General features: G+C 63.2%; 17 protein-coding genes. 12 read left to right on the forward strand and 5 right to left on the reverse strand.

Annotated elements, in window-relative coordinates; translation table 11 throughout:
- Positions 1-117: 117 nt before the first annotated feature.
- Positions 118-750, reverse strand: a complete 633-nt coding sequence (locus HR9077_RS17770) for a cell wall hydrolase (RefSeq protein ID WP_136068635.1) — start codon at positions 748-750, stop codon at positions 118-120.
- A gap of 421 nt (positions 751-1171) precedes the next feature.
- Between HR9077_RS17770 and HR9077_RS17775 the strand changes: the two genes are divergently transcribed.
- The 5 genes from HR9077_RS17775 (at position 1172) to HR9077_RS17795 (ending at position 6497) form a co-directional block, all read left to right on the forward strand.
- Complete coding sequence (locus HR9077_RS17775; protein ID WP_136068636.1) at positions 1172-1816, forward strand: TetR/AcrR family transcriptional regulator; 645 nt, start codon at positions 1172-1174, stop codon at positions 1814-1816.
- 86 nt (positions 1817-1902) lie between these two features.
- Entirely contained in the window at positions 1903-2838 is a 936-nt protein-coding gene (locus HR9077_RS17780; protein WP_136068637.1) for a TAXI family TRAP transporter solute-binding subunit, read from the forward strand.
- 24 nt (positions 2839-2862) lie between these two features.
- Complete coding sequence (locus HR9077_RS17785) at positions 2863-4848, forward strand: TRAP transporter permease (protein ID WP_136068638.1); 1986 nt, start codon at positions 2863-2865, stop codon at positions 4846-4848.
- A gap of 112 nt (positions 4849-4960) precedes the next feature.
- Complete coding sequence (locus HR9077_RS17790) at positions 4961-5842, forward strand: amidohydrolase family protein (protein ID WP_210725962.1); 882 nt, start codon at positions 4961-4963, stop codon at positions 5840-5842.
- Between the two features lie 130 nt (positions 5843-5972).
- Entirely contained in the window at positions 5973-6497 is a 525-nt protein-coding gene (locus HR9077_RS17795) for a YgjV family protein (RefSeq protein ID WP_136068639.1), read from the forward strand.
- Between the two features lie 24 nt (positions 6498-6521).
- On the opposite strand, the gene HR9077_RS17800 is transcribed toward HR9077_RS17795, so the two are convergent.
- Entirely contained in the window at positions 6522-7301 is a 780-nt protein-coding gene (locus HR9077_RS17800) for a sulfite exporter TauE/SafE family protein (RefSeq protein WP_136068640.1), read from the reverse strand.
- Between the two features lie 131 nt (positions 7302-7432).
- Between HR9077_RS17800 and HR9077_RS17805 the strand changes: the two genes are divergently transcribed.
- A complete protein-coding gene (locus HR9077_RS17805; RefSeq protein ID WP_244613341.1) occupies positions 7433-7681 on the forward strand; it encodes a YciI family protein in 249 nt (82 codons plus the stop codon).
- A 115-nt stretch (positions 7682-7796) separates the two neighbouring features.
- On the opposite strand, the gene HR9077_RS22355 is transcribed toward HR9077_RS17805, so the two are convergent.
- Positions 7797-9680: a cellulose binding domain-containing protein gene (locus HR9077_RS22355; protein ID WP_136068641.1), complete on the reverse strand. Its 1884-nt coding sequence runs from the start codon at positions 9678-9680 to the stop codon at positions 7797-7799.
- A gap of 446 nt (positions 9681-10126) precedes the next feature.
- Positions 10127-11119, reverse strand: a complete 993-nt coding sequence (locus HR9077_RS17815) for a LacI family DNA-binding transcriptional regulator (protein ID WP_168380992.1) — start codon at positions 11117-11119, stop codon at positions 10127-10129.
- A gap of 157 nt (positions 11120-11276) precedes the next feature.
- On the opposite strand from HR9077_RS17815, the gene HR9077_RS17820 reads away from it, so the two are divergent.
- The 5 genes from HR9077_RS17820 (at position 11277) to HR9077_RS17840 (ending at position 15790) form a co-directional block, all read left to right on the forward strand.
- Positions 11277-12392 (forward strand): mandelate racemase/muconate lactonizing enzyme family protein, encoded by a 1116-nt coding sequence (locus HR9077_RS17820; protein WP_136068643.1) that lies wholly within the window; start codon positions 11277-11279, stop codon positions 12390-12392.
- A gap of 52 nt (positions 12393-12444) precedes the next feature.
- Positions 12445-13392, forward strand: a complete 948-nt coding sequence (locus HR9077_RS17825; RefSeq protein ID WP_136068644.1) for a Bug family tripartite tricarboxylate transporter substrate binding protein — start codon at positions 12445-12447, stop codon at positions 13390-13392.
- On the forward strand, positions 13392-13898 hold the full coding sequence (locus HR9077_RS17830; RefSeq protein ID WP_136068645.1) for a tripartite tricarboxylate transporter TctB family protein: 507 nt from the start codon (positions 13392-13394) through the stop codon (positions 13896-13898). Before HR9077_RS17825 ends, HR9077_RS17830 begins: the two co-directional genes overlap by 1 nt.
- Positions 13895-15382, forward strand: a complete 1488-nt coding sequence (locus HR9077_RS17835) for a tripartite tricarboxylate transporter permease (protein WP_136068646.1) — start codon at positions 13895-13897, stop codon at positions 15380-15382. Before HR9077_RS17830 ends, HR9077_RS17835 begins: the two co-directional genes overlap by 4 nt.
- 111 nt (positions 15383-15493) lie before the next feature.
- Positions 15494-15790 carry a YciI family protein gene (locus HR9077_RS17840; protein ID WP_136068647.1) on the forward strand — a complete coding sequence of 99 codons (297 nt, stop codon included), beginning with the start codon at positions 15494-15496 and terminating at the stop codon, positions 15788-15790.
- Positions 15791-15893: 103 nt separating this feature from the next.
- On the opposite strand, the gene HR9077_RS17845 is transcribed toward HR9077_RS17840, so the two are convergent.
- Complete coding sequence (locus HR9077_RS17845) at positions 15894-16523, reverse strand: LysE family translocator (protein ID WP_136068648.1); 630 nt, start codon at positions 16521-16523, stop codon at positions 15894-15896.
- Positions 16524-16763: 240 nt separating this feature from the next.
- On the opposite strand from HR9077_RS17845, the gene HR9077_RS17850 reads away from it, so the two are divergent.
- Complete coding sequence (locus tag HR9077_RS17850) at positions 16764-17627, forward strand: SDR family oxidoreductase (protein ID WP_136068649.1); 864 nt, start codon at positions 16764-16766, stop codon at positions 17625-17627.
- Positions 17628-17639 lie beyond the last annotated feature (12 nt).

Genomic DNA, 17639 nt, shown 5'->3' on the forward strand with positions numbered 1-17639 from the left:
ATTGTCAACCAGTTTGCCCGTCATCGCCAGGCATGGAGCGCTCGAGACTATCGGGAAGTCGCGCGTGCATGGCCACCGCCATGCCGCGCCGGCGGGTAGGCGGCGAACTGGCCCGGGCTAGCTGTCATCCGGGCGATAGAAGTCGAACTCGGTGGTCTCGGCGGTCTTGATGTAGTGGTTCGACCAACTGGGCGCGACCTGCTTGTGATGGAAGTACAGGGCCCCGTCGGTACTGTCGGCGAGCGTCCCGTTGAGCGCGCGGCGCGCGATCTCCTTGGACCCGGCGTAGGCCTCGTCCTCGTGCGCGCTGTCCGAACGACCGTCGCACCACCAGGAGAACTGGCAATTGCCCTGCTCGGAACCCTGGCGGACGACCTCGCAGACCGTGTTGGGAAATTCCGGGTGGCCGAGGCGATTCATAACCACGTTGGCGACGGCTTCCATCTCGCCGTCGCCGGCACCCCGGGCCTCCCAGTAGATGGTTCGCGACAGGCAGGTGATGGGGTCGTCGAGTGGCGCGTCGCCCTGCGGGTCGACGGCCTGCACGCCGGTTGGCGTCAACGCCTGGACGGGCGCCGGTGGCGCCTCGCTGGGCTCGGCCGAGGCTTTCTGCTCGAGTATCTCGGCCTTGTGCTCGGCGACTTCGGCCATCTGGGTTTCGGCGCTGGCCAGGGCAGGGCCGGTAGCCGGCCAGAGCCATGTCACGCTCAGGGCCAGACTCAGCAACACGGAATAACGGCGCACGTGCATGTCGGTTTCTCGTCGAGGCGTAGCGCAATCCTACGTGGCCTGGCGGCCAACGGCCATTTGCGCTGCCAACGCTTGCCGCTCGAAGTGCCGCTCGCCGGTCCGCCGAGCTTATACCCTGCGAGTCTCGTGCGAACGCGACGGCGACCAAAGGCTGACGGGCGTGGTGACGGGTCAGTCGTTTCCCTGAGTCGGGGTGCCCATCGGCCTGATCTTCTTCTTGCGACGCCGCTCGGTGGCGTTGCCTTGTCTCTCGTTTTCCCAGCCCCTCCCGATCGGCCTTCCGCGGGGCGGCCTTCCGTGGGGCGGCCTACCACAGGAGGTGGAACTGCGACCAATGTCTAGACCCTGAAAATTGCATTGCCAGAAGCGCTCTTGTACACATGTACAAGAAGTTAATACAGTCGAACATGAGGCGCGCCCGGTGACCACAGTAGCGACCCCATCAGTCAAGGAAAGGCTTCTCGCTTCGGCGCAGCGGCTCTTCTCGCAAAGCGGCTACCACGCCGTTTCGATGCGTGCCATCGCCAAGGAGGCGGATGCCAATGTGGGCAGCCTGACCTACCACTTCGGCTCCAAGGCGAGCCTGCTTCGCGAGATCTACATGCGTCACACGGCGCCCATGAACCAGCGGCGGCGGGAATTGCTCGATGAGGCGGTGCGCATACACGACGACGAGGAGCGGCTCAGGTTCGTGCTGCGGGCCTACGTCCTTCCGGCCTTCTCCATGTCGGAAAACAGCGTCGGAGGCGGCGCCGAATTCACGCGCATGCGGGCGGTGCTGTCGGCGGAAGGCAACAAGGATGCAAGTGCGATCATCGCCGATTCCTTCGATGAAACCAGCCATGCCTTCATGCGCGCCATCGCCGACTGCGTGCCCGGGGCCAGCAAGGAAGGGCTTTTGTGGTGCAGCCAGTTCCTGCTCGGCTCGCTGTACTACGCGCTGATCAATCCCGAACGCATCACCCGGTTGTCGGGCGGCGAGGTCGACGGTCACGACCGTGATGCGGCCATCGATGCGCTGGTCAACGCCAGCTTCGCCAGTTTTCGCGACCTGGCGTCCCGCTGAGAGTGATGCCCGTCCGGCCAGGACGGTCGAGTACAACAACCGCGAGCCAAGCCAGTCGCGAGCACGTCAATCGAGAGGAGTGCATCATGAAAGTCTGGAAATCCATCGCCGCGCTGACGGCAGGCCTGATACTGGCCAGTGGTACTGCCAGCGCCGACGAGCGTCTCTCCATCGGTACCGGAGGTACCGGGGGGCTGTTCTACGTGATCGGCGCCGGGATGGCGGATACCCTGAACAAGCATATGCAGGACACCACGGCCCGGGCGGAGGTGACCGGCGCCTCGATCGAGAACGTGCGGCGAGTCGCGGCCGGGCAGATGGCCCTGGGGCTCTCCTCCTCGTCCACGCTCTACGAGGCCGCCCACGGCGAGGGGCCGTTCGACGGTGACCCGCAGGCGGTCCAGGGCATCGCCTACCTGTATCCCGCCGTGCTGCAACTCGCGACCACCGCCGACACCGATATCGCGGGCATCGCCGAGCTGGCGGGCAAGCGTGTCAGCCTGGGGCCTCCCGGCAGCAACTCGGCGGTCCTCGCCAAGCGTATCCTCGAGGCGTACGGCGTCTTCGATTCCATCGAACCGCAGTTCCTGTCGTACACCGAAGGGGTTGGCGCGCTGATGGACGAGCAGATCGATGCCACGGCCGTGCTGGCCGGCGCCCCGACCGCGGCACTGATCGACCTGAGCTCGCAACGCGACATGCGCCTGTTGCCCGTCGAGGCGGCGCAGGTCCAGGCGATGCTCGATAAGTACCCCTACTACCAGCTGTATGACATCCCCGCGGGCACCTACGCCGACCAGGACGAGCCGGTCACCGCCATCAACGATCCGGCGATTCTGTTCACCGCCGAGGATGTCGCCGAGGACACCATCCATGGCGTGACCAGGACGCTGTTCAGTCATCTCGACGAGTTGGGCGAGGTGCACCCGCAGGCCAGGAAGATCTCCCTGGATACCGCCGAGGACACGCCGGTCGACCTGCACCCGGGCGCCAAGCGCTACTTCGAAGAAGCCCAGCAATGATCACGACGTGATCGAGGCGTAATCATGCAATTCATCGATAAACTGCTGCTGGAGGACGGCGAATCCCGGCAGGGGGAGCGGGTGGTGATCTCACTGCTGTTCGCCCTGCTGGCCGTGGCCGTCACGATACTGGTCGTCTACGGCGCCTATTACGGCGGCATCACCGCGCTGATCCTGCGCTCGCTGTTCTTCTCGGCGGTGGCGGCGGCCGGCCTGCTGTACGCCGGGCTGCGCGCACGGCCGATCGTCCTGAAGCTGCTCTGCTACGCCCTGGTGGTCATCGCGCTGATCCCCGGTCCCTACCTGTGGCAGACCTACATGGACATCATCATGCGCGGGGCGATGTCCACTGCGCTGGATCGCTACCTGTTCGTCGGCCTGATGCTGGTGGTGGTGATGCTGGTGCGGCTGTACGTGGGCTGGGCGCTGGTGGTACTGATCGCCGCGGCGCTGGGCTATGCCTATTTCGGCTATCTGATTCCCGGCAAGTACGGACACGGCGGCTACGACCTGTCGCGGCTGACCTCGACGCTGTTGCTGTCGACCGAAGGCTTCTACGGCGTGCCGATGGGGGTGGCCGCCGAATACATCTTCCTGTTCGCGCTGTTCGGGGCGCTGCTGACCAAGATCGGCACCGGCGAGGTGTTCGTCGACATCGCCCGCGGGCTGACCGGCCGGGTGCAGGGCGGTCCGGGGCTGTCGGCGGCGCTGTCGAGCACCTTGCTGGGCTCGCTCAACGGCAGCGCGGTGGCCAATGTGGTCACCACCGGCACCTTCACGATTCCGCTGATGAAGCGGGTCGGCTACAGCCCGACGCTGGCCGCCGCCATCGAGGCCGCCGCCTCGTCGGCGGGGCAGATCATGCCGCCGGTGATGGGCGCCGCGGCCTTCCTGATGGCCGAGATCATCGGCGTGCCCTACGGCACCATCGCGCTGGCGGCGCTGATCCCCGCGCTGCTCTATGTGGCGGCGCTGATGACCGCCGTGTATCTGGAGGCCGGGCGGCTGAACCTGGCGCGGGACACTTCGGGCGGTCTGCGCTTTCTGGGCGAGACGCTGCGCAAGCGCGGCTACCTGCTGCTGCCGCTGATCTGTCTCATCGCGCTGATGGTGATGGGCAGGTCGCCGACCCAGGCGGCGGTGCTGTCGATCGTCGTCGGCCTGTTGATCAGCCCCTGGCAGAAGCTGACCCGGATCGGCCCGGTCGACCTGGTCGAGGTGTGCAAGGACACCCTGCTGGCCACATTGCCGATCGTCGCCGCCGTGGCCGCCGCCGGCACGGTCATCGGGGTGCTCAACCTCACCGGCATGGGGCTGATGGTCTCGGGGCTGATCGTCGAGGTGGGCGGGGCGAGCCTCTGGGCGGTGCTGCTGCTGACGGCCGTGGCGTCGTTCGTGCTGGGCATGGGGCTGCCGACCTCGGCGGCCTACCTGCTGCTGGCCGTGCTGGTCGCGCCGGCGCTGACCCAACTGGGCATGCAGCCGATCGCCGCGCACATGTTCATCTTCTACTTCGGCCTGGTGTCGGCGATCACCCCGCCGGTGGCGCTGGCCGCCTACGCGGCCGCGAGCATCGCCGGATCGCCGGCCAACGCCACCGCCGTGGAATCCATGCGGCTGGGTTTCGTCAAGCTGCTGGTGCCTTTCCTGTTCGTCAACATGCCGGGGCTTCTGATGATCGGCGAGCCGCTGGACATCGGCGTCGCCATCGTCCTGTCGTTCCCCGCCGTGGTCGGCATCACCATCGCCTTCGCCGGCTGGCTGTCGCGGCCGCTTGCCAGGGTGGAGCGGCTGCTGTTGGTCGCCGCCTCGATCGCGGTGGCCTGGCCGGTCCCGGCCACGGACTTCGATCCGCTGACCCTGGCGATCCGCGGCGCGGGGCTGGCCGCCCTGATCATGCTGCTGGCGAGAATCCACCTGTCCCGCCGGACCGTGACATCCTCGCTGACGCCATCGCCGGGGATGGACGAAGGCGCACTCGACAAGACCTCATTGGGGAAGGAAACATGAACGCAATCGTGCAGACTCTCGAAGGGGCCGATTCCCGGCTCGTTCGGGAGCTCGGCGTGAACCGTACGCAGACCTTGAGGGGCGTGGCCCATCGGCACGGGGCGTTGGAATCATGATGGATACCGATTACCTGGCGTTTCACGCCCATCCCAGGAAACCGGCCTTCCGGCCGCCGGCCGGGGCGGTTGACGCCCATTGTCACGTCTTCGGCCCCGCGGCCGAGTTCCCGTTCTCGCCCGCCCGCAAGTACACGCCCTGCGACGCCGGCAAGGACGAGCTGTTCGCCCTGCGCGACCATCTCGGTTTTGCGCGCAATGTCATCGTCCAGGCCTCCTGCCATGGTACCGACAACCGGGCGCTGCTCGATGCGCTGGCCGCTGCCGGGGACCGGGCGCGCGGGGTGGCGGTGGTCGATCCGCGGATCGGCACGGACGAGCTCGAGGCGATGCACGCCGCGGGGGTCCGGGCGGTGCGTTTCAACTTCGTCAAGCGGCTGGTCGACAACACCTCCTGGGATGACTGCCTGCATATCGTCGACAAGATCAAGCCGTTGGGCTGGCATGTGGTGGTGTATTTCGAGGCCGCCGACCTCGAGGAACTCGAGCCGTTGCTGCGGCGCCTGGACACCATCGTGGTCATCGACCACATGGGCCGCCCCGATGTCGCCAGGGGCGTCGATCACCCCGATTTCCAGGCGTTCATGGCGCTGCTCGGCGAGCACGACAACCTCTGGACCAAGGTCAGCTGCCCCGAGCGGCTGACCCGCCAGGGGCCGGACTACGCCGACGTGGTGCCCTTCGCCCGCGCGCTCGTCGAGGCGTTTCCCAGGCGCGTGCTGTGGGGCACCGACTGGCCGCACCCCAACATGAAGAGCCACATGCCCGACGACGGCGAACTGGTGGAGGTGATCCCGAGGATCGCCGTGACCGACGAGCTCCAACAGCGCCTGCTGGTCGACAACCCGGGGCGCCTTTACTGGAACGATGCGGGCTAGCCCGGTCACGACGGTCAAGCGGCGTGCCTCACGGCGCTATGGCGGTCGGCATCCCCGCTGAGCAGGTGGGGCCCGCATGCTATCCTGTCGGGCCGTTCGATCATCGCCCACCTCGCTACGCGGAGCCGGCATGGAAGAGCCAAGCCTGAGATGGATGCTGGGCCAGGGCGTCAGCCTTGCCGCCCTGGCGCTGTGTATCGTTGCCTTCGCCAGCAAGCGAGACGACCGGCTGTTCGTGCTGCTGCTGTTCGCCAATGTCGCCTTCGCCGCCCAGTTCGCCCTGTTCCAGAGCTGGGTGGCGGCCGGTATCTCGGCGTTGATCGTGTTGCGTATTGCCCTGGTGCGCCGTTATCCGGGCGCCCCGGCCATCATGACGCTGATGTTGCTCGCCACCCTGGCGATCGCCGCGTTGACCTGGAGCGGGCCGCGCGACATTCCCGCCCTGACGGCGGGGCTGGTTGGCACCTACGGCATGTTCATGCTGCGCGGCATCGCCATGCGCGCGATGCTGGCCGTCGCCGCCTTCTGCTGGATCGTCAGCAACCTGCTGGCCGGCTCGATCGGCGGCACCCTGGCCGAGACGCTGATCTTCGTCACCAACGTGGTCACGATCATGCGCCTGCGCCGCGATGCCGTGCTGTACGACTCGCCCTGAGCGGGCGCCGCCGCGCGTCGGCCGTCACCCGGTTCCGGTGATCAGTCCCACCACGCTGACCAGAATCAGCACCACCCCCAGCACGCGGAAGAACACCGAGGCATCGGCCGAGAGCATGTAGCGGTGAACGCGGTCGCCGAGCAGATGGCCGACCAGTGCACAGGGCAGCAGCCACAGCTGGTGGATCAGTTGCAGATCCACGCCGGCGATCACGAACGACACCATCTTGATCACCACCAGGATGAACCACAGCACGAACAGCGTATCGCGCAGTTGATGCTTGGCCACGTGGCTGGCGAACACCGAGACGATCAGCGGCGCGCCGATCAGCGAGGTGCCGCTGACATAGCCGCCCAGGGCCAGCAACACGCAGTCCAGGGTCTTGCTCTGGCTGCGAAACGGCTTGTTGAGCGCATAGCTCGCTCCGTAGACGATGACGATCACGAATATCACCGTGGTCATGATATTGCCCGGCAACGTCAGCAGGCCCACCACACCGATCAGCTTGGGCACGATCATGATCTTCAGCGCCTTGAAAAGGTAACGCCAATCGATGTTGCTTTCGGGCGATGTCGACCTACTGGTGGCCCGTACCTGGCGATGCCCCTGCCAGGCGATCCAGCTCGAGAATATCAGCAGATGGATGGCGATGATCGGCAGAAAGGTCAGCGGCTCGTCGACGACGAGTAACAGGAAGGGCAGGGCGAGTACCGCGCCGCCGAACCCCAGGCTGCTCCGCACGAAGCCGCTCCAGGCGAAGATCGAACCGATCAGCGCGTATTGGTACCACAACAGATCCGCCATACATTCCTCTAATCAAGCAGCCCATGAAGCAAACGCATCAACTATAGCGCGAGTTGGGGCATGATGACGCGAGAAGCGCAGCGAAAGCGCGCTGTTGGGCACATTTCTGTTGCAAGGATGGAGACGAGATAATGAAGCAACACGCCGTGGTGGCTTACGACTATACTAACGAGGACGCGCTCGAGCGGCGCCTGACCAATCGCGAGCCACACCTGAAGGGTGTGCGCCGACTCGCCGCAGATGGTCACTTCATCAGTGGCGGGGCGATTCTTGACGAGGCTGGCAGGATGATCGGCTCCAACGCGCATCTTGCGTTCACCGATCGCTTGGCATTGGGAGCCTGGCTGGAAACCGAGCATGACCGGGCGGGGCTGGGATAAGGTCGATATCCGCAAAGTCCGGTTGTTTGATCCGCAGGTCTGAGCGGTGTCCAATCATGAACTAAGAGGGGACAAAACGAGCGAAGCCCTGGGGCTTCGCTCGGAGTGGCAGCGTTTAAAGGATCGAAAGGTCCGCTAGTGTCGTTTCCAGCCCGATGAGGGGTGCCGATTCGCCGGTGGACAATGCGGCATCGCTATCATTTTCGGCCTTGAAACCGAAGCGCCAAACCTCGCCGGGTGCCAGTGACTCATCGGAGGTCACCTGGTAGCCGTCGTCGACGGCACTAACCTGGCCGTTCCAGAGTTTATCCAAGTCGTCCGGGAGATCGAAGTAAAGCGCAGGGTCGCTTACCGTGGTATCCGATGTGTTTTCAACGAGAACCTCTGTCGTATAGCCACCGTGCCAGGCGCTGTGTATTTCACTATCGATACTCAGTTCGGGGGCGTCGACGTTACTGCTGTCCTCGTCGGTTGTTTCACTGTCGATAGTTTCCCGGCTAGATGTGGCCTCGTCACTCTCGTCCGAATCGGCCTTGCCAAGAATCGCTTCGACGGAAGGCGCTTCGTTACTACTACCTGAGGAGGTCTCACCACTGTCAATGTCGAGTTCAGTGCCATCGGCGAAGATGGCTGTCTCGATATCCATCAACGTGGTTTTACTACCACCTTCCTCGACGACAGTCTGGTCGCCGTCGAAAGCGATGTCATAGGCATCGTATTCTTGAGCGAATAACGCCGTATCGTCGCCGCTCCCGCCATCGAGTCGATCATCGCCCCAGTCGTCACTCGGGCCGCCCTGGAGGATATCGTCGCCCTTGCCTCCAATGAGCGTATCGCTGCCTAGATGACCGTTGAAGAATACGCCTTGGTCGCTGCCTTGCAGTTCATCGTCACGACGTGAGCCGAGTACATAGTCGAACGTGACCTGATTGTCCTCGACATCGGTGATCGCTCCCCAACTGACTCCACCTTCATTGAACCATAGCGAGGGCGACATATTATCGGCCCCGCGTACTGACTGTTCGACATGCACGGTATTGTCATGATCGCGCCCGCCGTGAAAATTGATATCGCGATCGGTGGAACTGACCTCGACCTCGTTGCCTACCGACGAGCGCCAGGACGCGAATAGCAGGCCGTGACGCATACCGCTGTCGGCCAGGTCGGTGTAGCTTCCGTCGTAGCTTTCGCGTAATTCATACGCATAGCCGCTCCCGCCGCTGCCTTTGTTGAAGGTGCCATGGGCTTCGATGGCCTCGGCATCTGTGTCCAGCGTCTCGGCAAAGTGAAAGGCTATCGAAGGACCATCAAGCACCTGAACGTCGTCAAGCTGGCTAGCTACTGTGCCCTCGAGCGAGACGGCGGTATAGTCTTCGAGCTCGCTCAGTGTATTTTCGAAGACGTCATTTTCCGGGCTGCCCAATTCAAAGCCGACAGAGAAGCCTTCCAGGCTCACCTCCTCCAGAGCGTCGATACGCTCGACCTGGGTCTCGCCGCCTGCAAAGTCGAAATGCACGCCGCGATCGAGGGTCACTTCGTCGCCGTCGACTTTTTCTACCTGTGCCATGCTGGTGCGTAGAGGCGCGTTTTTCTCACGCCAGGAAGTATCCCCGATGTCATCGAAGAACTGTGAGTCGTTATCCTGCCAGAGACGCAAGGTATCTCCCGACTCGAGATCGTGATCGTCATCCAGGCGAATTTCCCGCTCGCCCTCGTCGACGCTCGAAGTCAGTGTACCAACGGTATCGGTCTCGCTGCCGTCCAGACGAAGCGCAAACTTCTCGTCGCCATCGTCTAGTGCCTCATCGGTAAAAGTCAGCGTGGTCTTGTCTGAGCCGGCTCCGACCAGTGATACGTCGGAACGCGCGATTGTAATGGCTTCGTCGAACTCATAATCGTCCGCATCGAAGACCAGTGTGGCGCCTTTCGGGGCGTCGTCGATCTGCGCTTCGAGTTGTTGGGCCGTGACGTCTTTATCGATGGTTAAGGTGCTACTCATGCAATGTCTCCAGTAAGCCGTAAACGCTTCTGGCAGCTCCGTTGCCTGTGAAGCCATGCTTGACCCGCAGTCGGTGGCACCCCCGGTGAGACACTGCGTACCGGCATCCTTGTTGCCGAGGGGGGCCTTTCTTTTATCGGGCTCGAGCGGGGCGCGATGCTACCCAGCGAACGAAACGATAAGCAAGCGAGTGGCAGGCGAGGTTAGGCTGAAAGGAATGATAAAAGGGAAGGGCTGTCGGCGAATACAGACATGCCGATGATTAGTAAGTGCTTGTTTATAAAAAAATTTATTTACATAAGTTAAAGTCAATAGAGAAGCTGTGTTAAATGTCAGTCTTGGTTACCGAAAGATGCTTTTTGTAGCCCTTAAAAGCCCGGGCTAAGCTCTGCCTAAAAAACCGACTGACGATGGGCAGAAGCCTAGCCGATTATCAGCTCCGCCTTTCACGTCGTGCCGCGCTCGACGATCTCGAAGCCGAGGTCCTGTCGTATGGTGAAACCCGGGTCGTCCAAGCGCGCCATGAGCGCAATCGCCGATTGCTTGCCGAGTTCGTAACGTGGCACGTGGATACTGGTCAATGCCGGGCGAATGTGCCGCGCAATTGGCGTGTCATGGAGTCCCATGATTGCGAGTCGACCGGGAACATCGATGCCCTGTTCAAGGCACCACGTCAAGGCCCCCAATGCCATCGAGTCGCCATTGAAGAAGAGCGCGTCTGGAAGCGGATCGCGCTTCATCAGGTGCGGCATGACTTGGCGGCCGGCATCCATCGTGGTGCCGATCTGCACGGCAGCGTCCGCGTGCGGCAAGTGGTGCGCGGCCAAGGTCTCGATGAAGCCGGCACGGCGTTGCTCGGCGCGTGGACGGTCCACCGGGGACAGGAACAGGATACGCTTTCTTTCCCGCGTGATCAGGAACTCGGTTGCGGCTTTCGCCATGGCATGGTTCGAGAAACCGACCACCATGTCGAGCGGATCCGAGGGCAGGTCCCAGGTTTCCACCACGGGAATGTGGTTTCTCACCAACAAATCGCGTGTCCTCGGGTTGGTGATCGGCCCGGGGAGGATGAAGCCGTCGACCTGACGTCCCAGGAAGGCGCGAACCAGTTCCTCTTCTCTGATCGGATCGTAGTTCGACAAGCCCACGAGCAGGTCGCGCCCTGAGGCGACGAGTTCGTCGGAGACCCCCTGCACGGTATCGGAATAGATGGAGTCCTCTAAGGTGGGGACTATAACGCCGATGACATCCGAGCGGCTCGACACCAGGCTGCGCGCCACGGTGTTGGCGACATAACCGATATCCTCGGCGGCCTGCTTGACACGTTCGATCGTGCTGTCGCGTACCACCTCGGGCGTATTCAGGGCACGCCACGCCGTGATGAAGGACACACCGGCGGCCTTGGCCACATCGTCGATACGGGGCTTGCGCTTTTGCATCTCACCACCAATGTTCGTGTCGTCGGAGCCTGGGCCGCCAGAGCATATCACAACTCTTGTTTGCCACTTTCGTCGAATTGACCCGTCCTGCCTCGTCGAATGATAAAGGTTTATCATTTTTTCATCTTCCTCTTCGCGGAGTGCCGGGAGCCCATGAATGACACGCGATGACACCATCACCGAAGTGCGGATCGCCAAGGTCCGGGTCAGTGCACGCACGTTGTGGCGTCACGTCACGATTGCCAGTCAGGCGGGCCTTGTGGGGGTCGGCGAAGCCACGTTCGATGCCGCGCCGCCCGATATGGATCGGCGGTTGAGGCGTGCTGGTGATGCGCTCGTGGGAAAAACGCTGAATCAGGACATGCTGACGGCGCTGGGCGCTCTGACCCGGGGCGGCATGGCGGATGCGACGGTCTTCTCAGCGCTCGAACAGGCGTTGACGGATCTGCGTGGCCAGCATGCCGGCCGGCCCTGTTTTCAACTGCTGGGCGCCGGCGCCGAGGCCAGGCCGATCGCGCTGTACGCCAACATCAATCGCAAGACCGTGAGTCGCAAGGCCGAGGACTTCGCCGCGAACGCCGTTCAGGCGGAGCGAGAAGGGTTCCGGGCCGTGAAACTGGCGCCGTTCGATGACCTGACGCCCGAGCTGGCCGAGAGCGAAGCCGGGCAGCGCCTGATCGCGGCAGGACTCGAGCGTGTTGCGACCGTTGCCGGAGCCGTTTCCCCCGGGACGGAACTGCAGGTCGACTGTCATTGGCGATTCTCGCCGCGTACCGCGGCACGCCTGGTGGATGCCCTGGCGGAGCTGGGGGTGCGTTGGCTGGAGTGCCCTTTGCCGGAAGCCAGTGAAGCCATCGAACACCTTGCACGCATCCGTGACCAGGCCAACGCCGCGGGAATGCGTCTCGCCGGGTTGGAGAATTTCTGCGGGTGGGAGGCGTTCCGGCCCTTCGTGGCGGGCGGCTGTTACGACGTCATCATGCCGGATATCAAGCACTGTGGCGGTTATCGGATGATGCTGGAAATCGCTGAAAAGGCCGCGTGTTTCGGTGTTGCCGTTTCACCGCACAATCCCTCGGGACCCATCTCCCATCAGGCCAGCGTGCATGCCGCGACCGTCCTCGGAGGACAGGAACGTCTCGAGATTCAGTGGCGGGAAACACCGCTGTTCGAAAGTATCACCAACCCACCAGCCTGTTTCGAGAAGGCGACGTCTCAGGCACGGGAAGTGCCGGGGCTAGGACTCACTCTCGCTGCCACCGGCCATCGATGAACGCGGTGGCGCGTGTCGAAAGCCGCTACGCATCCACAAGAAAGGAGCCAGTATGAAACTCACTGCCAGTATCACATTCGCACTACTGTCCGCTCTTGCCGTTCCGCCGGCGATTGCCCAGGACTACCCTGATCATCCTATCAAGGTCATTGTGCCGCACGGTGCCGGGGGGTCGACGGACATCACCACGCGGCTGGTGTCCGAGCCGCTTTCCGAGGAACTGGGGCAGGGCGTCGCGATCGCCAACATCACCGGTGGCGGTACCGCAATCGGCGCCCAGGAAGTTGCGCGTAGTCGACCGGATGGCTATACCCTGGCCTCGACCCACGAAGCGTTATTGACGTCGTCTGCGATGGGCGTGAACACCATGGGGCCGGACAGCCTGACTCCGATCGCTCAGCTCGGCCTGGAACGGCAGATCATCGCGGTTCCCGACGACAGCCCGATGCATGATCTTCAGGACTTCTACGATGCCGCTGCGCCGGGGGGCGAGAAGCCCAAGCTGGGCGTTAGCCCCGGGGCTGCCAACCATTTCGCCTTCATGCGCATTCTCGAGCCCATCGACGATCCGGAAGTGACCTTCGTGCCCACTGGAGGTGGCGGCCCCTCCATGAAGGCACTTCTCACGGGCACCATCGACGTCGGTACCTTCGTCGTCTCCGAAGCCAAGGATCAGATCGCGGCCGACAACATACGTGTCCTCGCCACCTTCGGCCCGCAGCGTCACAAGGATTTGCCGGACGTGCAGACCTCCGGCGAGCAGGGCTATCCGATGGACATCGGCATTCATTACGTCTGGTACGCGCCCAAGGACACGCCCGAGGCGCGGATCGACACACTCGCCGATGCGCTCGAAACGGTCATTGGCGACGAGGGCTTCCGGCAGCGCATGCTCGACCGCTCCATCGAACCGGCGTTCGCGCGCGGCGAGGCTCTGCAGCAGGCTCTGGATGAACGCTGGCAGACCATGCAAGCCATTGCCAAGGGTTTGAACCAGTAATGTCCGCGTCCACGCTGCAGCGGCGGTCCGAAGCGATCGCCGCAATCGCGCTCGTCATCGGCGGGCTCGTCATCTGGCATGAGGGCGATGCGATTCCGCCCTCTTTCATGGATACCGGGTTCGGCGCGGGGCTGCTGCCCAAGTGGCTGGGGGCCACGGTGGCCCTGTTGGCGGCGTTGTTTCTCCTGGAAATTCTCGTCGCCTCGCGCCGCGCTACCGCTCGCGATGAAACGGAATCGACACAACGGGAGGTGGACGCGTCGCAACACCGGTCCGGCGGATGGAAGCCGTGCGTGCTGGTGGGGATGCTGGTAGTGCTGCTCGCCAATATCGGCCATCAGTGGGTGCCCTTCTATCCCTCCGTGGCGATCTTCATTTTCGCCACGATTCTGCTGCTGGAAGGACTCGGCAAGAAAGCACTGGTCACCGCGGCCAGCGTATCGGTCGCGACCACGGCACTCGTCTGGATCGTGTTCACGCAATTATTCATGGTGATCATCCAATGACCGCAGAACTGCTTTCCTCGCTGGGGACGATGCTGACGCCGGGTATTCTGGGGCTGCTGATATTGGGGACGGTGCTCGGTGTCGTTTTCGGTGCCATACCGGGGCTCAATGGCGGGATGTTGGTGGCACTGAGCCTGCCGCTCACCTTCGGCTGGAACCCGCTCACGGCCATCGCCCTGCTCATCGGCCAGTACGTTGGTTCGATCGCCGGCGGGCTCGTTTCGGCGACCCTGCTCAATATTCCCGGTTCACCCTCCAACATGATGACGACGCTCGACGCCATGCCGATGGCCCGCCAGGGGCAGGCCGTGCGCGCGTTGCAATTGGGGATCGTTGCCTCGTTCTTCGGTGGCCTGGTCTCCTGGCTGGCGCTCGTCCTGCTGTCCCCGCCATTGGCGGCATTCGCACTGCGCTTTGGCCCCCCGGAATATTTCGCCCTGGTGCTGTCCGCCATGGCGTTGATCGCCACGCTCAGTGCCGGCTCCATGGTCCGCGGTCTGCTGGCGGGAGCATTGGGCATGGCGGCGGCGCTACCTGGGCTGGATCAGGTCACGGCGCAGACACGGCTGACTTTCGGTTTTGACCAGATGACCGGTGGCTTCGAACTGCTGGCCGTTTTGATTGGCATCTTCGCCGTATCGCAGCTCATCAGCGATGCCCGCCCCCAGAAACCCGCCGAGATCATCAGCCTGTCGCCGGGGGCCGTCTCCGCGCGGGTGGGGGATTTCATCAGCCAGAAATGGAATCTGCTTCGGTCATCGCTGATCGGCACCTGGGTCGGCATCCTTCCGGGCGTGGGCGGCTCCGTCGGATCCATCATGGCTTATGCCAGCGCACGCTCATTGTCCAAGACGCCGGAACGGTTTGGTACTGGCAGCGAGGAGGGGCTGTTGGCGTCCGAGGCCGCCAACAACGCCACCATCGGCGGTGCCATCATTCCCATGATCACCATGGGCATTCCGGGATCGATTATCGATGTCATCCTGATTGCCGCCCTGACGGTTCACGATATCCGGCCGGGACCGCTGTTGTTTCAGTCCAATCCCGACATCGTCTACGGATTCATGTCATCCCTGCTGTTGGCCAACATCGTCATGGTGGTCTTCATGCTGGCGACGTTGCGCTGGCTGGCGAGGATGATGACGGTGCCGAAGTCGATTCTGGTTCCGACGCTGCTGGTGTGCTGCATCATCGGCACCTACGCCGTCAACAATCGGCTTTTCGACGTCTGGGTGATGCTCGCCTTCGGCCTCGTGGGGCTGGTCTTCCGAGGGCTGCGCTTGCCCATTGCGCCCTTCGTCATCGGGTTCATCTTGACGCCGATCGCCGAGATAAATTTGCGCAGTGCCCTCATCGCCAACGAAGGGGACTGGACGATCTTCTTCACGCGGCCCATAGCCGGAATCTTCATGGCCTTGGCCATCGTCTTTTTACTGTCGCCCCTGGTGGGGCATGTCAAAAGACGCTTCATGGCACAGCGTTGATCGTGGGCCCGAGTGTGCTCCGCGCGTGAGCGGGCAGGGCCATTGGCTTCACCGTATGGTCCTGGCGCCATTAGAGTATTGGTGACATTGAGAAAGCATGAGGGAAACGACATGAAGCAATACGCCGTAGTGGCTTACGACCACACCGACGAGGACGCGCTCGGGCGACGCCTGGCCAATCGTGAGGCGCATCTGGAGGGCGTTCGTCGGCTCGCCGAGCAGGGTCGTTTCCTCAGCGGCGGGGCGATCCTCGGCGAAGACGGAAGAATGATCGGCTCCAATGCCCATTTCGCCTTCCCGGACCGCCAGGCGCTGGATGCCTGGCTGGAGACCGAGCCCTACATGACTGGCAACGTTTGGGAGCACGTCGACATTCGCGAGGTCAAGCTGTTCGAGCCGAATACCTGAAGGACGCGCAATGGGAGATAGGCGGCGAGGGCTATCACCGTGTCGCCGGCCTCGGCCTGTCGTTGGAGCGGGCCAGACAGGCTGGCGTGTCGCGTGGGGAAAGCTAGCGCCGTGGCTGAAAATCCTTGGTGGCCAGCAGTGTCGCTGCCGCCATCATAAGGCCGCCACACACTCTGTTTATCCAGCCGCTCGATAAGTGTCTCAGCGCGTATGCCGTGCGTATGCCGGCCCATCCCCAGAGTGCCAGGATAGCCCCGTCGATGGCGATGTAGGTGCTTCCCAGAATAAGCAACTGGGGCATGACCGGGATTGTGGGATCGATGAATTGTGGAAACAGCGCACCGAAGAAGACGACTGCAAACGGGTTGGCCATGGAGGTTACGAAGCCCTGGCGAAAGAGGCTCAGCGATGTGTCCGCTGAATTGGCCTGCACGTCGGGCTCGCGCTCCTTCGACAGGATCAACTGCAGGCCGATCCATGCCAGGTAGGCAACGCCGAACCACTTGATCCACAGGAAGGCGCTGGCGGACGTAGCAATAATGGCGGCGAGACCGAATGCTGCCGCCACCATTTGCAGACAGTTGGCCGTCAGGTCGCCCGCCATGGTGGCAGCGCTTCGACGGAGGCCGTGCCGGATGCTGTTCGAGATGATCAGCAACTGACTGGTGTCCGGTGGCGTTGCAAAGAAAGCTGCAACTGCCGCCAGATACAGCAGGTAGGTTTCCACGGACATGCGTCGTGGCTCCTCGGGACGTTGGTAGACGATGGTTTTGGTGCTTTCTACCGCGCTGAAAATCACCCTTCCTTGGCGGGATAGGGATATCTAACCAGATACTCGCCGCAATGAGAATTCAGGATTCTCCTATCTCGCGGTCACGAGGCGGGAGAATCCTTGTCGTGATGTAGACCAAGGTCTACGTTAAGCCCAGGCACGGCCTGTCGTCGTGCGTACACGCACCACAGGGAGGTGAGCATGGCCAGCAAGCTCGATATTCACGCCCAATCGCAGACGCTGCCCGGCAGCGAGGCCGCGATGGATCCGCCGGCCGAGATGATCCGCGCCGGCTACAAGGGTGCCGACAAGCTCGCGGGCAAGGTCGCGTTGATTACCGGCGGCGACAGCGGCATCGGCCGCTCGGTGGCGATCCACTTTGCCCGCGAGGGAGCCGACGTGGCCGTCGTCTATCTCAGCGAAGCCGAGGACGCCGCCGAGACGAAGCGCCTGGTCGAGGCGGAAGGGCGTCGCTGTCATCTCATCGAGGGCGACCTGTCGGATGCCGGCTTCTGCCGGAGCTGCGTCGACGAGACGCTGGATACCCTGGGCGGGCTCAACGTGCTGGTCAACAACGCCGGCACGCAGTGGGTCAGCGAGGATCTCGCCGAGCTGCCCGACGAACAGTGGCGCAGGATGTTCGACGTCAACATGCACAGCCAGTTCTACCTGGCCAAGGCGGCGCTGGCGCATCTGGGCGAGGGGGACTCGATCATCAACAACGCCTCGATCAACGCCTACATCGGCCCCGATTTCCTGGTCGACTACTCGGCGACCAAAGGGGCGATCGTCAGCTTCACCCGCAGCCTGTCGAACCAGGTGGTGGGGCGCGGCATCCGCGTCAACGCCGTGGCGCCCGGCCCGGTATGGACGCCGCTGCAACCCGCTACCCTGGGCGCCCACGACCCGCAGTGGCTGGAAGGCTTCGGTGAGCAGACGCCGATGGGGCGCGCCGGTCAGCCCAGCGAACTCGGCCCGGTGTTCGTGTTCCTGGCGAGCCAGGATGCTTCGTTCATCAGCGGCCAGACGATCCATCCCAACGGTGGTACCGTGGTCAATGGCTGAGGCGAGGCCGAG

This window comes from Modicisalibacter radicis (genome assembly GCF_900961225.1).
In the GTDB taxonomy this organism is placed as follows: domain Bacteria; phylum Pseudomonadota; class Gammaproteobacteria; order Pseudomonadales; family Halomonadaceae; genus Modicisalibacter.

What these genes read in the sequence shown, in the direction of transcription:
- HR9077_RS17790 (WP_210725962.1), top strand. Translation starts at nt 4,961, where the DNA reads ATGATGGATACCGATTACCTGGCGTTTCACGCCCATCCCAGGAAACCG.
- HR9077_RS17785 (WP_136068638.1), top strand. Translation starts at nt 2,863, where the DNA reads ATGCAATTCATCGATAAACTGCTGCTGGAGGACGGCGAATCCCGGCAG.
- HR9077_RS17800 (WP_136068640.1), bottom strand. Translation starts at nt 7,301, where the DNA reads ATGGCGGATCTGTTGTGGTACCAATACGCGCTGATCGGTTCGATCTTC.
- HR9077_RS17805 (WP_244613341.1), top strand. Translation starts at nt 7,433, where the DNA reads ATGAAGCAACACGCCGTGGTGGCTTACGACTATACTAACGAGGACGCG.
- HR9077_RS17815 (WP_168380992.1), bottom strand. Translation starts at nt 11,119, where the DNA reads ATGCAAAAGCGCAAGCCCCGTATCGACGATGTGGCCAAGGCCGCCGGT.
- HR9077_RS17770 (WP_136068635.1), bottom strand. Translation starts at nt 750, where the DNA reads ATGCACGTGCGCCGTTATTCCGTGTTGCTGAGTCTGGCCCTGAGCGTG.
- HR9077_RS17825 (WP_136068644.1), top strand. Translation starts at nt 12,445, where the DNA reads ATGAAACTCACTGCCAGTATCACATTCGCACTACTGTCCGCTCTTGCC.
- HR9077_RS17840 (WP_136068647.1), top strand. Translation starts at nt 15,494, where the DNA reads ATGAAGCAATACGCCGTAGTGGCTTACGACCACACCGACGAGGACGCG.
- HR9077_RS17830 (WP_136068645.1), top strand. Translation starts at nt 13,392, where the DNA reads ATGTCCGCGTCCACGCTGCAGCGGCGGTCCGAAGCGATCGCCGCAATC.
- HR9077_RS17845 (WP_136068648.1), bottom strand. Translation starts at nt 16,523, where the DNA reads ATGTCCGTGGAAACCTACCTGCTGTATCTGGCGGCAGTTGCAGCTTTC.
- HR9077_RS22355 (WP_136068641.1), bottom strand. Translation starts at nt 9,680, where the DNA reads ATGAGTAGCACCTTAACCATCGATAAAGACGTCACGGCCCAACAACTC.
- HR9077_RS17780 (WP_136068637.1), top strand. Translation starts at nt 1,903, where the DNA reads ATGAAAGTCTGGAAATCCATCGCCGCGCTGACGGCAGGCCTGATACTG.
- HR9077_RS17820 (WP_136068643.1), top strand. Translation starts at nt 11,277, where the DNA reads ATGACACGCGATGACACCATCACCGAAGTGCGGATCGCCAAGGTCCGG.
- HR9077_RS17795 (WP_136068639.1), top strand. Translation starts at nt 5,973, where the DNA reads ATGGAAGAGCCAAGCCTGAGATGGATGCTGGGCCAGGGCGTCAGCCTT.
- HR9077_RS17835 (WP_136068646.1), top strand. Translation starts at nt 13,895, where the DNA reads ATGACCGCAGAACTGCTTTCCTCGCTGGGGACGATGCTGACGCCGGGT.
- HR9077_RS17850 (WP_136068649.1), top strand. Translation starts at nt 16,764, where the DNA reads ATGGCCAGCAAGCTCGATATTCACGCCCAATCGCAGACGCTGCCCGGC.